We start from the raw sequence: 12355 nt of genomic DNA, 5'->3' as shown, positions 1-12355 counted from the left end.
GGTTCCTTTTTTCTGCCTGGTTGAAGTCGCCCGCCGCAGGGACTAGATGGCGGGAAGGTTTCGATTTGAGAAAGAAGGAAAAGCCCATGGAACGCATTACCATCGACGTTGTCTCCGACGTCGTCTGCCCGTGGTGCTATCTCGGTAAGGCCCGGCTCGAGCTTGCGATCGCTGAAGTTCAGGACGAGGTCGGCGTGGATATCAACTGGCGCCCCTACCGCCTCAACCCCGATTATCCGCCTGATGGCGTCGACCAGAAGAAGGCGCTGGAGGAGAAGCTTGGCGGTGCCGAGCGCGTTGCCCAAGGACACAAGATGCTGACTGAGCTTGGTCGTGAAGTCGGCATCAAGTTCGATTTTGACGCGATCAAGATCGGCCCGAATACGCTGGATGCGCATCGCCTGATCCATTGGGCAATGGTTGAGGACCGCGACAAGGCGGACAAGGTCGTCAACGGCCTGTTCAAGGCGAACTTCGAGGAAGGCCGCAATGTCGGCGATCATGCCGTGCTGCTCGACGTTGCCGAGAAGGCAGGCCTTGACCGCACGGTCACTGCGACGCTGCTCGCCTCCGATGCAGATAAGGTCCTGGTGGTCGAAGAGATCGAGGCGGCGCAGAAGATGGGCGTGAACGGTGTGCCGTTCTTTATCTTCGATCAGCAATACGCCGTCAGCGGCGCTCAGACGCCGGACGTTCTGGCAGGCGCGCTTCGCGACATCGCCAAGGCGAAGGCGGAAGCGCGCGCCGGCATGAACTGAGCCCTTACCCCTTCGCCATTTCCGCAAGCTGCGTCATGATAACGGCTGCGCCCTGCAGCCGCTTTTCCGGCGTCGGCAGATCGCGTGTGAGGAAGACGCTCTGGTCCGGCCGAATCTTTGCCATGGTCCCCTGCTTGGCGATGTAGCCAACCAGGTTCGCTGGATGCGGAAACTCCTTATTGCGGAACTGGATGACCACCCCCTTGGGACCTGCATCCAGCTTCTCCACGTTGGCGACCCGGCAGAGCGATTTCACATACACGATCTTTAGAAGGTGCTGGACCTCGATCGGCATGGGGCCGAAGCGATCGATCATTTCTGCGCCGAAGGCATCGATTTCCTTCAGTTCCGTGATCTCGCCGAGGCGGCGATAGAGTGCCATGCGCAGATGCAGGTCCGGCACGTAACCGTCGGGGATCATCACCGACGTGCCCACAGAGATCTGCGGCGACCAGCCGGTATCCTGGATTTCGTCGACGCCCTTCACCTCGGCCACCGCCTCTTCCAGCATCTGCTGGTAGAGCTCGAAGCCGACCTCCTTAATGTGGCCGGACTGCTCTTCGCCGAGCAGGTTTCCTGCGCCGCGGATGTCGAGATCGTGGCTGGCCAACTGGAAGCCGGCGCCGAGCGTGTCGAGCGACTGCAGCACCTTGAGGCGCCGTTCCGCCGTCGCCGTCAGCACCTTGTTGACCGGCAGCGTGAAGAGCGCAAAGGCGCGCACCTTCGAACGTCCGACGCGACCACGCAGCTGGTAGAGCTGCGCCAGGCCGAACATGTCGGCGCGGTGCACGATCAGCGTATTGGCCGTTGGCACGTCGAGTCCCGATTCCACGATCGTCGTCGACAACAGCACGTCATAGCGGCCCTCGTAGAAGGCGTTCATGATGTCCTCAAGCTCGCCGGCGGGCATCTGGCCGTGCGCGACCGCGACCTTCAGCTCCGGTACATCCGACCGCAGGAAGGCGTGCACATCCTCCAAATCGGCAAGTCGCGGGCAGACATAGAAGCTTTGGCCACCGCGATAGTGCTCGCGCATCAGCGTTTCGCGGATGACAAGCGAATCGAAGGGCGAAATGAAGGTGCGAACCGCCATGCGGTCGACCGGCGGCGTCGTGATCAGCGACAGCTCGCGCACCCCAGTCATCGCGAGCTGCAGCGTGCGCGGGATCGGTGTCGCCGAGAGCGTCAGCACATGGACATCGCTTTTCAGCTCCTTCAAGCGTTCCTTGTGCTTGACGCCGAAATGCTGCTCTTCGTCGATGATCAGCAGCCCGAGATTGGCAAACTTGATCCCGGCACCAAGAAGCGCATGGGTGCCGACGACGATATCCGTCTTGCCCTCTGCTACTTCCTTCTTCGTTAACGCCAATTCCTTCGACCCGACGAGGCGTGAGGCTTGCTGGATGCGAACCGGCAGGCCGCGGAACCGCTCGGCGAAGGTCTTGAAGTGCTGGCGCGCTAGCAGTGTCGTCGGCACGACGACGGCAACCTGTATGCCGTTCATCGCCGCAACGAAGGCAGCACGAAGCGCCACCTCAGTCTTGCCGAAACCGACGTCGCCGCAAACGAGGCGATCCATCGGCCGACCGGCTCCAAGGTCGGAGCGCACAGCCTCGATGGCATTATCCTGATCCTCCGTCTCGTCGTAAGGGAAGCGCGCGGCAAACTCGTCGTAAAGCCCTTCCGGCGTCGTTAGCACGGGCGCATGCCGCGTCAGTCGCTCAGCTGCGATACGGATCAGCGCATCCGCCATATCGAGCAGCCGCTTCTTGAGCTTGGCCTTGCGCATCTGCCATGCGCCGCCGCCGAGCTTGTCGAGTTGCGCTTCCGTCCCCTCTCCGCCATAGCGCGACAGAAGGTCGATGTTCTCGACCGGCAGGAACAGCTTCGCGTCGTCTGCGTATTGCAGTTCGAGGCAGGCATGCGGTGCGCCCGCCGCTTCGATCGTTCTCAGGCCGACAAACCGACCGATACCGTGCTGTGCGTGGACGACGACCGAACCTTCGTCGAGCCCGGCAACTTCGGAGATGAAATCGGCGGCGCGCTTGCGTCGCTTCGAACGCCGCACCATGCGGTCGCCGAGAATGTCCTGTTCGCCGATGACGACGAGATTGCCGACTTCAAATCCGGATTCGAGGCTGAGCACGCCGGCAGCCGCCTCGCCTTTGGCAAGGCCATCCATCTCCTTCAGCGCGCCGACCGGCTTCACGCGCTCGAGCCCGTGTTCGCTCAGCACCTGCAGCAGACGCTCCAGCGAACCTTCCGACCAGGCGGAAATCAGGACCTTCGCGCCAGCCGAGCGCTTGTCGGCAATATGCTTCACGACAGCGTCGAACACATTGATCCGCTCGGCATTGCCGCCACCCTCGGCATTCGAGCGTGCCCAGCGCTCGCCTTGTCGCGCGTCGAGATTGATCACACGCCGCGCCTCTCCCTCATGCTCGTTAAAGGGCGAGATTCGCATCGCGTTGAACGCGTCGAGCGTGCTGGCGAACGTCTTTCCGTCCAGGTAGAGTTGGCTGGGCGTCACGGGCTTGTAGGGTGTCCCTTGCGCCATCTGTCCCTTGCTGGGCTGCCCGGAACTGAGGCGGGCGTCATAGTAGTCGAAGACGAGCTTGGACCGTTCCTCGGCGGCCTGGCGCACAGTATGATCGGTGACCATCCGGAAGTCTTTGAGATAGTCGAATACCGTCTCCAGCTTCTCGTAGAAAAGCGGCAGCCAATGCTCCATGCCTGGGTAGCGTCGGCCCTCCGATATGGCGAGATAAAGCGCATCGTCGCGTGTCGCCGCGCCGAAGGAAGAGAGGTAATTCTTCCGGAAACGGCTGATCGTATCGGGCGTCAGTGTGACCTCGCTCATCGGGTTGAGGTCGAGGGAGCGCACCTGCCCTGTGGTGCGCTGACTTGCCGGGTCAAAGCTTCGGATGCTTTCCAGCGTGTCGCCGAAGAAATCGAGGCGAACAGGCTCCTCGGAGCCCGGCACGAAGACGTCGAGAATACCGCCGCGCACCGCATATTCGCCGACCTCGCGAACCGTTGCGACGCGGTCGAAGCCGTTGCGTTCAAGGCGCCCGGCAACATCGTCCATGCGCACCGTATTTCCGGGGCGAGCTGAGAAGGCAAGGCTTTCGATAATCTCTTGTGGGGCGACTTTCTGCAGCATTGCATTGACTGTCACCAGCACGATCGCGGCATGTGGCTTCTTGTGATGCGCGATCAGGCCGCCCAGCGCCGCGAGACGGCGTGCCGACGTATCGGCGCTCGGGGAAACGCGGTCGTAAGGAAGACAGTCCCAGGCCGGCAAGGTCAGAACCGGGATCTCCGGCACAACGAAGCCCAGCATCTGCTCAAGGTCCACCATCCGCTGGCCGTCGGAAAGCACGTAAGCGACCGGCTCTCCGGCGCGCGCCAGATCGGCCAGCAACAAAGCTTCCATACCTGTCGGCACATTGCCGATTGTCAGCGGCTCGGCGACGGCTGACAGCTTCCTTACGTCAAAACCTGAGGTCATTAGGCATTCCTGGGCAGGGCGTCGGCTGGATATTCGAAATCGGGCTTGTAAGCGGCAAGGCGCGCAAACATCGGCGTCTGGAAACGCTCAGGCACCGGCCATGTTCCCATGATCCAGCGCACGAGATCGTTGTCCTCTTCGGCCATGATGGTTTCGAACTCGTCGAGTTCGGTCTCGGACAGGGTGGCGATCTCCTTCTCGGCGAACTGCCCGAAGACCAGATCCATTTCGCGGATGCCGCGATGCCAGCAGCGAAAGAGGATTCGGCGGCGGCGCGGATCAAGATCGGCGCTCGAGAGTGACACACCCGTCATGGCTTTACCTTCCTGTTGATGCGCCTCTATAGACCCTCGAAAGCAGCTTGTCAGCCTTGCCAAGGCCGCATTGTTCATCGCATTTTGCGGCCATGCGCCCAGCCATTCTCGATCCGCTGTTTTCGCCCGTTTCCGCCCTGCCCGGCGTCGGCCCAAAGATCGCCGAATTGCTGGTGAAGCTGCTTGGGCGCGAGACGCCCGAAGATACGCGCGTCGTCGATCTGCTGTTTCATGCGCCGCACTCGCTGATCGACCGTCGAAACCAACCGGGTATCGCCCGCGCCCCGCAAGGTGCAATCGTCACCGTCACGGCGCGGGTCGATCGTCACCAGGCGCCGCCGCGCGGCAAGAGCAACATTCCGTATCGCGTCACGCTGCACGACGAAACCGGCGAACTGACCCTTGTCTTCTTTCGCGGCCAGGCGGCTTGGCTGGAAAAGCAGCTGCCGTTGGACGAGGAGGTAACCGTCAGCGGCAAGATCGACTGGTTCAACGGTCGCGCGTCGATGGTCCATCCCGACTACATTGTGAAGGCCAGCGAAGCCGAGAACCTGCCCCTCGTCGAGCCGATCTATCCGCTCACAGCTGGTCTTTCGCCGAAGACATTGCGCAAGATCATCGAAGCGGCGCTGCCGCGCGCGCCGGAACTGCCGGAATGGATCGACTTCGCTCTTGCGCAGAAGCAGGGTCTGCCCTCGATATCAGACGCTTTCCATGGACTACACGAACCGCGCGATCCCTCGGATATCGATGCACAAGCCCCTGCCCGCCGCCGGCTTGCCTATGACGAGTTTCTCGCGGGCCAACTATCGCTGAGCCTCGTTCGCCAACGATTGCGCAAGCTTGCCGGCCAGCCCGTACACGCCACCGGTCAAGTCAGCAGGCAGATCCTGCAGGCTCTGCCGTTTTCGCCGACGAACAGCCAGAATGCGGCGGTCGCCGACATCCTGAAGGATATGGCCGGCGAGGACCGCATGCTCCGCCTTCTTCAAGGCGACGTTGGCTCCGGTAAGACCCTGGTTGCCCTCATGTCGATGGCAGCCGTGATTGAAAGTGGCGGTCAGGCCGTCCTCATGGCACCGACGGAAATTCTAGCCCGCCAGCACCATGCGACGATCTTCAAATTTGCCGCTTCCGCAGGCCTCGGAATCGAGGTTCTTACCGGCCGCACCAAGGGCCGCGAACGTGAGGATATTCTCGAGAGGATCGCATCCGGAGAGGCGCAGATCGTCATCGGCACCCACGCCCTCTTCCAGGACAGCGTCAACTACCGCAACCTCATGTTGGCTGTCGTCGACGAGCAGCACCGCTTCGGCGTCCACCAGCGCCTGCGGCTGACGGCGAAGGGCATCACACCTCATATGCTCGTCATGACAGCGACGCCGATACCGCGCACACTGGTGTTGGCTGCCTTCGGCGACATGGACGTCTCCAAGCTGACCGAGAAGCCGGCCGGACGGAAGCCGATCCAGACGATCACAGTGCCGACCGAACGTATCGGCGAGATCGTCGGGCGCCTTAAGAGCGCCTTGGCGGAGGGCAAGAAGGCTTATTGGATATGCCCGCTTGTAGAGGAGTCCGAGGAGAGCGACCTGATGTCGGTCGAGGAGCGTCATGCAACGCTCGTTTCGTCGCTCGGCGGCGCCATCGGCCTGATCCACGGCCGCATGAGCGGCCCGGAGAAGGATGCCGTAATGATGGCGTTCAAGAACAGCGAAATCCGCCTCCTAGTCGCAACAACAGTGGTGGAAGTCGGCGTCGATGTTCCCGATGCGACGATCATGGTGATCGAGCATGCCGAGCGCTTCGGCTTGGCGCAGCTTCACCAGCTTCGCGGACGCGTAGGGCGCGGTGACGAGGCTTCGACCTGCATCCTGCTCTACAAGGGGCCACTGGGCGAAACTGGTCATGCGCGCCTGTCGATCATGCGTGAAACGGAAGACGGATTTCGCATCGCTGAGGAAGACCTGAAACTGCGCGGCGAAGGCGAATTGCTCGGCACGCGCCAGTCGGGAACCCCAGGCTTTCGCATCGCGAGCCTCGAGGCACATGCCGACCTGCTGGAAATCGCCCGCCGCGATGCGGCCTACCTGATCGAGCGCGACCCCGATCTCACCAGCGAGCGTGGCAAGGCAGTACGCTCCCTGCTCTACCTTTTCCGCCGCGACGAGGCGATCCGCTTCCTGCATGCAGGGTGAGCCGAGCCCGGCCCACAGCGCGCCGAAGCCGTCTTACAGCGTCCGGAACATCACTAGAGCGTCAACGTAGCCTTTTGTCGGGTGCTCGAAGGCGCCGGGCAAGCGGCCGACCGTCTCAAAGCCCAATGTTTCCCAGAGACGAACGGCGCGTTCGTTGGCGCTGACCACGAAGTTGAACTGCATCGCCCGGAAACCACGCTCGCGGGCGCGGACGAGCGAGTGCTCGTGCATCTGTCGCGCCACGCCCTTGCCTGCCGCGGCAGCAGCGGTCATGTAGCCACAATTGCAGACATGTGCACCACCGCCCGCCTGGTTGGCGCGGAGGTAATAAGTACCGAGGATCTCGCCACTTTCGTCTTCGGCGACGAAGGTCTCTTTGTCCGGCCCCAGCCAGTAAGTGAGGGCATCGGTCTGGCTCATGTCGCGATCGAGCGTGTAGGTCTCCCCCGCGCGGATCGTCGGCTCGATGATGGTCCATATGGAGGAACGGTCTTCCGCGGTGGCTGGTCTGATCAGCATTGCGTATGTCATCCTTCAACCGCCATCGCATGGCAACATGGCGGAACCAACAGACGTGATCTCGCGTACGGGCCAAGCAGGAGCGGAAGTTACATTTCGATCGGCGCCGGCAGCGGCTTGCGTGTCCGCTCCTGTTTTTTCATGCGCCCGGCAAGCTCTTCGGGCGTGACGAGACCACCGGAGATCAGGAGCTTCGCCGCGTCCTCCGGTGACATGTCGAGCGGCACAATCTTTTCGCGCGGCGTGAAGATCAGAAATCCGGCCGTCGGCACCGGGGTCGGCGGCAGGAACACGCAGACCATGTCCTGACCCATCGCCTTGAACTTTGTCGCGATCTCGCCTTTGGCATCCGTCGAAATGAAAACGAGCGCCCAGAGGCCGGGGCTGGGATATTCGATGAGGCCGACCTTCTTGAAGGAGTTCGTCTTGTCCTTCAGCACCGTCTCGAAAATCTGCTTCACGCTCTGATAGATGCTCCGCACCAGCGGCACGCGGCGAACAAGCGATTCGCTGAACTGAACGATGCTCTGGCCGATGAGGTTCTTGCCGAGGAATCCGATAAGCGTGATCGCGACGAGTGCTATCAGCAGGCCGGACCCTGGCACCGCAAAGTTAAGGTAGTTATCCGGGTCATAGCGCGCCGGTAGGTAGGGTTTGACCCAGCTATCCGCCCACCGCACGACCGACCACGTCAGCCAAAGCGTAATCGCGACCGGCGCACAAATAATCAGCCCCGCCAGGAAGTCGTTCCTAAGGCGAGTGGCTATAGGCAATCGGGGCAGTTTTTCCTTCATCGCGTACTGATAACTCCGTTGAGCAGGCCGGCTATCAGAAATCAGCTCCCCCGTGCTTTCCTATCAGAAAGCTGCCAGAAACTACCAAGCCATACAAGCCTCCTGGAGGCGAACAAGCGGTCACTCCACCGTGACCGACTTCGCCAGATTGCGCGGCTGATCGACGTCCGTGCCCATGAAAACGGCCGTATGATAGGCAAGCAGCTGGATCGGCAGGGAGAAGATCATCGGCGCGATGATCTCGTTGACATCGGGAAGCACGATCGTCGCCATAGTCGGCAACTTCGATGCCGCCGCGCCCGCCTCGCCGGTAATGAAGATGATGCGTCCGCCGCGTGCGGCAACTTCCTGCATGTTCGAGACAGTCTTGTCGAAGAAGCGGTCAAACGGCGCAATCACGATAACAGGCATGTTTTCGTCGATCAGCGCAATCGGTCCGTGCTTGAGTTCGCCTGCGGCGTAACCTTCAGCATGGATATAGGAGATTTCCTTGAGCTTAAGCGCCCCTTCCATCGCAAGCGGGAAGCTCGTGCCGCGACCGAGATAGAGGACATCCCGGCACTTCGAAAGTTCGCGCGACAGGCTCTCCATCTGCGGCTGGATGAGGTTCAGCACGCGGCTCATGATGCGCGGCATTTCGGCGAGATGGCGGACCAGCTCCCTTTCCTGCTCTGCGCCGATCGTTCCCCTCGCCTTGCCTGCGCCGAGTGCGAGCGCGGCAAGGACGGCCAACTGGCAGGTGAAGGCTTTGGTCGAGGCAACGCCGATCTCCGGGCCTGCCATGATCGGGAAGACTGCATCCGACTCACGGGCAATGGTCGATTCCTTGACGTTGACCACTGCGCCAATCTTCAGCCCGCTCTCCTTGCAGTAACGAAGCGACGCCAGCGTGTCCGCCGTCTCGCCTGACTGCGAGATGAAAAGCGCAGCCTGCGAAGGCGACAGAGGCATCTCGCGATAACGAAACTCGGAGGCGACGTCGATCTCGACGGGCAGACGGGCGTAACGCTCGAACCAGTATTTGCCTACAAGCCCCGCGAGATATGCGGTTCCGCACGCGGAGATCGCCAGGCTGGTGGTAGCCTTGAAATCGATCGCGTTGATGCTGTCGCTGATCGTGTTGCTGGAAAAATCTACGTAGTGGCTGAGGGCATGCGAGATGACCTCGGGCTGCTCATAGATTTCCTTTTCCATGAAGTGGCGGTGATTGCCCTTGTCCACCACATAGGCGGTCGTCTGTGATATCTGACGGGCGCGCTTTACCTCGTTACCTGCGAAGTCGAGGATTGTCGCGCCGTTTCGCGTAAGCACGGCCCAATCGCCATCGACGAGATAGGTGATCTCGTTGGTGAAGGGGGAAAGCGCAATCGCATCCGAGCCGAGGAACATTTCGCCGGAGCCATAACCCACGGCAAGCGGCGGGCCGGACCGAGCCGCCATGAGCGTGCCCGGATCGCTTTGGAGCATGATCGCAAGAGCATATGCGCCTGTTACCCGGTTCAGCATCTTTAGCATCGCGGCGCGCGGCTCGAGGCCGTCACGGAGATACTTCGCCATAAGATGGGCGACGACTTCCGTGTCGGTCTGCGTCCCGAAGACGGCCCCTTCGGCGATCAGCTCTTCACGCAGTTCGGAGAAGTTCTCGATGATGCCGTTATGGACGACCGCGACGCCCTCGACGAAATGCGGGTGAGCGTTGGTCTCGTTGGGAATGCCATGCGTAGCCCAGCGCGTGTGCGCAATGCCGATCGTTCCCGGCAGAGGGTCACCGTCCAGGCGCTTCTCGAGATTGAAGAGTTTACCCTCGGCGCGACGACGAGCCATCTCGCCGTTATGTATCGTCGCAACGCCCGCAGAGTCATAGCCGCGGTACTCGAGCCGCTTCAGCGCATCCACGAGACGCCCCGCAACCGGGCTGCTGCCAACGATTCCAACAATACCGCACATAAACACCCCCAAAGCCTTCTGTTCAGAGGCCACTCGTAACGATTCCGTCTTTTTTCTCAATGGCCTCGGCGGTCACTTTCGGTTTCCACGCGTTACGCGGAAGCCTATGGTTTGGCCTTCTTTGCAGCCTTAATCGCGAATGCGCGTTCGCGGAGCACGGCAGCCCTGCCCGGCTTCAGCTCCTGGTGCGCCCGGCCAAGGGCCAGCGCATCGGCAGGAACATCCGCAGTGATGACACTGCCAGCGGCTATGTAGGCACTGTCGCCAATGCTGACGGGCGCCACAAGCGAGGAGTTTGATCCAATGAAGGTGTTCGCGCCGATCAGCGTCTGATGTTTGTTTACGCCATCATAGTTGCAGGTGATCGTGCCTGCACCGATATTCGCGCCAGCTCCGACCTTCGCGTCGCCGATGTAGGTCAGGTGATTGACCTTGGCGCCCTCACCGATCTTCCCATTCTTGACTTCGCAGAAGTTGCCGACCTTCGAGCCGTTGGCGAGGTCGGCGCCGGGCCGCAAGCGGGCGAAGGGACCAACGATTGCGCCGGCACTGACATGCGCGCCTTCGATATGTGAGAAGGCATGAATGATTGCGCCGCCGTCGATCGTCGCGCCGGGACCGAATACCACATTCGGCTCGATCAGCGCGTCCTGCCCGATGGTTGTATCGTAGGAAAGAAACACAGTCTCCGGCGCGATCATCGTCACGCCTGATATCATCATCTCGTCGCGTCGGCGTTCTTGCCAGAGCCGCTCAATCACGGCGAGCTCCGCGCGATTGTTGCAGCCAGTCATCTCAATTTCAGGAGCATCGACAGCCGTAACGCGGCCCCCAATGGAGTGAGCGATTTCCACCAAGTCGGTCAGATAGTATTCGCCCTTGGCATTGGCGTTGCCGATGCGAGACAGGAGCTCGAGCGCCTTACGGCCGTTGATCGCCATCAGGCCGCTGTTGCACCATTTCACGGCACGCTCGGCATCGGCGGCCTCTCGTTCCTCACGGATGGCGATCAGTTCGCCGTCCTTGACGAGCAGCCGGCCGTAGCCGGTCGGCTTGTCGGTGTGGAAACCGATGACTACGACATCGCTGCCCTCGGCAAGGCCCTGACGTGCTGCCTTGAGTGGCCCTTCGGTCTGCAACGGCACATCGCCGTAGGTCACGATGATATCGTCATATCCGCGAGCAATAGCATCGTGCGCTGCCAACACCGCATGACCAGTGCCGAGCCGCTCCTTTTGCAGATAGGTCTCGATTTTGACACCTTCGACCTGGGCCGCCTTCGCCACTTCGTCGGCATCACGCCCAACGACCAGCGCGACCGATGAGATGTCGCTTTTTGCCACGGCATCCAAGACATGGGCGATCATCGGGCGGTTCGCGATTGGATGCAGCACTTTCGATTTCGACGACTTCATTCGCGTGCTGTCACCCGCAGCGAGAATGATGGCGAGGCAAGTGCGTTCCATTATGTGCTCCGAGAATCCGTTATGTGCGGCCTTTGCTGCCTCATAGCAGCAAGACAAAGGCAGGACAAAGATCAAAAATGGATCAGGCGGATTCTCTGCTCATCGCCGCATAGGCCTCGCGGACGTGATCCCGGCCGTCGACAATCACGGCCTCCATCGCTTTTCGAGCGCCATCGATGTCGCCGGCAACGATCGCCTCCACGATGCGCATATGCGTGTCCGCAATATCTGAGAAGCCGTTCTGCGAGGGGGGCGTACTGATACGAAACATCCCAACCAACGCAGCTTCGATCAAGCTCCCTAGTGTTCGCATGAACGGGTTGTGAGAGGCATCGGCTATGGCGAGGTGGAAATGCAGATCGGCCAAGGCGAGGCTTTCGCTGGTATGACCCGGGGCTGCCATCTCCGTCGCTAGCGCGCGCAGATTTTCAATATCCTCCTTGCTCGCCCGCTCCGCTACGAGACCCGCGGCAAATGGCTCGAAGGCCATCCGAATGTCGTAAAGCTGCAACAGGAATTCTTCCGTCACGCCACAGTCGAAATGCCAAGCTATGATCTCGCTGTCGAACATGTTCCAGAAGTTTTTCTTCGTCACGCGTGTTCCGACACGGGCCTTGGCGATGATCATGCCTTTTGCGGCAAGCGTCTTCATCGTTTCCCGAAGGACCGTCCGCGAGACCTTGAAGTGTTGCGCGAGTTCGGCATCGCCCGGCAGAATGCTTCCGACAGGATAGGTTCCGGCAACAATCGCCCTGCCAAGGCCATCCACGACCTGGGCGTGGCTCGTTCGCGATTTGCGCGCTGTTCTTCCGGTCTCAAGCAATCTGTTACGCAACGAATACCTCCGC

9 protein-coding genes are annotated in these 12355 nt (G+C 61.0%); 2 read left to right on the top strand and 7 right to left on the bottom strand.

The genetic code is table 11. The annotated features are described in order from the left end of the window. The first annotated feature begins 86 nt into the window (after positions 1-86). Positions 87-758, top strand: a complete 672-nt coding sequence (locus tag RHIBUN_RS0120460; RefSeq protein WP_025660983.1) for a DsbA family oxidoreductase — start codon at positions 87-89, stop codon at positions 756-758. A 4-nt stretch (positions 759-762) separates the two neighbouring features. Here the strand turns inward: RHIBUN_RS0120460 and mfd are convergent, their stop codons facing one another. Beyond that, on the bottom strand, positions 763-4269 hold the full coding sequence (gene mfd, locus RHIBUN_RS0120455) for a transcription-repair coupling factor (RefSeq protein ID WP_025660982.1): 3507 nt from the start codon (positions 4267-4269) through the stop codon (positions 763-765). Then, positions 4269-4583, bottom strand: a complete 315-nt coding sequence (locus tag RHIBUN_RS0120450; RefSeq protein ID WP_018855028.1) for a succinate dehydrogenase assembly factor 2 — start codon at positions 4581-4583, stop codon at positions 4269-4271. The genes mfd and RHIBUN_RS0120450 overlap by 1 nt, the downstream gene beginning before the upstream one ends. Positions 4584-4675: 92 nt before the next feature. On the opposite strand from RHIBUN_RS0120450, the gene recG reads away from it, so the two are divergent. Further along, positions 4676-6781 carry an ATP-dependent DNA helicase RecG gene (recG, locus tag RHIBUN_RS0120445; RefSeq protein WP_025660981.1) on the top strand — a complete coding sequence of 702 codons (2106 nt, stop codon included), beginning with the start codon at positions 4676-4678 and terminating at the stop codon, positions 6779-6781. A gap of 33 nt (positions 6782-6814) precedes the next feature. Here the strand turns inward: recG and RHIBUN_RS0120440 are convergent, their stop codons facing one another. The 5 genes from RHIBUN_RS0120440 to RHIBUN_RS0120420 form a co-directional block, all read right to left on the bottom strand. After that, the gene (locus RHIBUN_RS0120440) at positions 6815-7300 is read right to left on the bottom strand and encodes a GNAT family N-acetyltransferase (RefSeq protein WP_018855026.1); all 486 of its coding nucleotides are present in this window, start codon (positions 7298-7300) and stop codon (positions 6815-6817) included. Positions 7301-7389: 89 nt separating this feature from the next. Next, on the bottom strand, positions 7390-8094 hold the full coding sequence (locus RHIBUN_RS0120435; RefSeq protein ID WP_018855025.1) for a DUF502 domain-containing protein: 705 nt from the start codon (positions 8092-8094) through the stop codon (positions 7390-7392). Positions 8095-8214: 120 nt separating this feature from the next. Next, positions 8215-10041, bottom strand: a complete 1827-nt coding sequence (gene glmS / locus RHIBUN_RS0120430; protein WP_025660980.1) for a glutamine--fructose-6-phosphate transaminase (isomerizing) — start codon at positions 10039-10041, stop codon at positions 8215-8217. A gap of 104 nt (positions 10042-10145) precedes the next feature. Then, entirely contained in the window at positions 10146-11507 is a 1362-nt protein-coding gene (glmU, locus tag RHIBUN_RS0120425) for a bifunctional UDP-N-acetylglucosamine diphosphorylase/glucosamine-1-phosphate N-acetyltransferase GlmU (RefSeq protein ID WP_025660979.1), read from the bottom strand. 82 nt (positions 11508-11589) lie between these two features. After that, a complete protein-coding gene (locus RHIBUN_RS0120420) occupies positions 11590-12342 on the bottom strand; it encodes a FadR/GntR family transcriptional regulator (RefSeq protein WP_025660978.1) in 753 nt (250 codons plus the stop codon). Positions 12343-12355 lie beyond the last annotated feature (13 nt).

It is taken from the genome of Rhizobium sp. IBUN (assembly GCF_000510625.1).
GTDB classification, from domain to species: domain Bacteria; phylum Pseudomonadota; class Alphaproteobacteria; order Rhizobiales; family Rhizobiaceae; genus Rhizobium; species Rhizobium altiplani.
Note: the sequence above shows the minus strand (reverse complement) of the source record. Positions and strands in the feature narration are given on the sequence as shown.

What these genes read in the sequence shown, in the direction of transcription:
- glmU (WP_025660979.1), bottom strand. Translation starts at nt 11,507, where the DNA reads ATGGAACGCACTTGCCTCGCCATCATTCTCGCTGCGGGTGACAGCACG.
- RHIBUN_RS0120450 (WP_018855028.1), bottom strand. Translation starts at nt 4,583, where the DNA reads ATGACGGGTGTGTCACTCTCGAGCGCCGATCTTGATCCGCGCCGCCGC.
- recG (WP_025660981.1), top strand. Translation starts at nt 4,676, where the DNA reads ATGCGCCCAGCCATTCTCGATCCGCTGTTTTCGCCCGTTTCCGCCCTG.
- RHIBUN_RS0120440 (WP_018855026.1), bottom strand. Translation starts at nt 7,300, where the DNA reads ATGCTGATCAGACCAGCCACCGCGGAAGACCGTTCCTCCATATGGACC.
- glmS (WP_025660980.1), bottom strand. Translation starts at nt 10,041, where the DNA reads ATGTGCGGTATTGTTGGAATCGTTGGCAGCAGCCCGGTTGCGGGGCGT.
- RHIBUN_RS0120435 (WP_018855025.1), bottom strand. Translation starts at nt 8,094, where the DNA reads ATGAAGGAAAAACTGCCCCGATTGCCTATAGCCACTCGCCTTAGGAAC.
- mfd (WP_025660982.1), bottom strand. Translation starts at nt 4,269, where the DNA reads ATGACCTCAGGTTTTGACGTAAGGAAGCTGTCAGCCGTCGCCGAGCCG.
- RHIBUN_RS0120460 (WP_025660983.1), top strand. Translation starts at nt 87, where the DNA reads ATGGAACGCATTACCATCGACGTTGTCTCCGACGTCGTCTGCCCGTGG.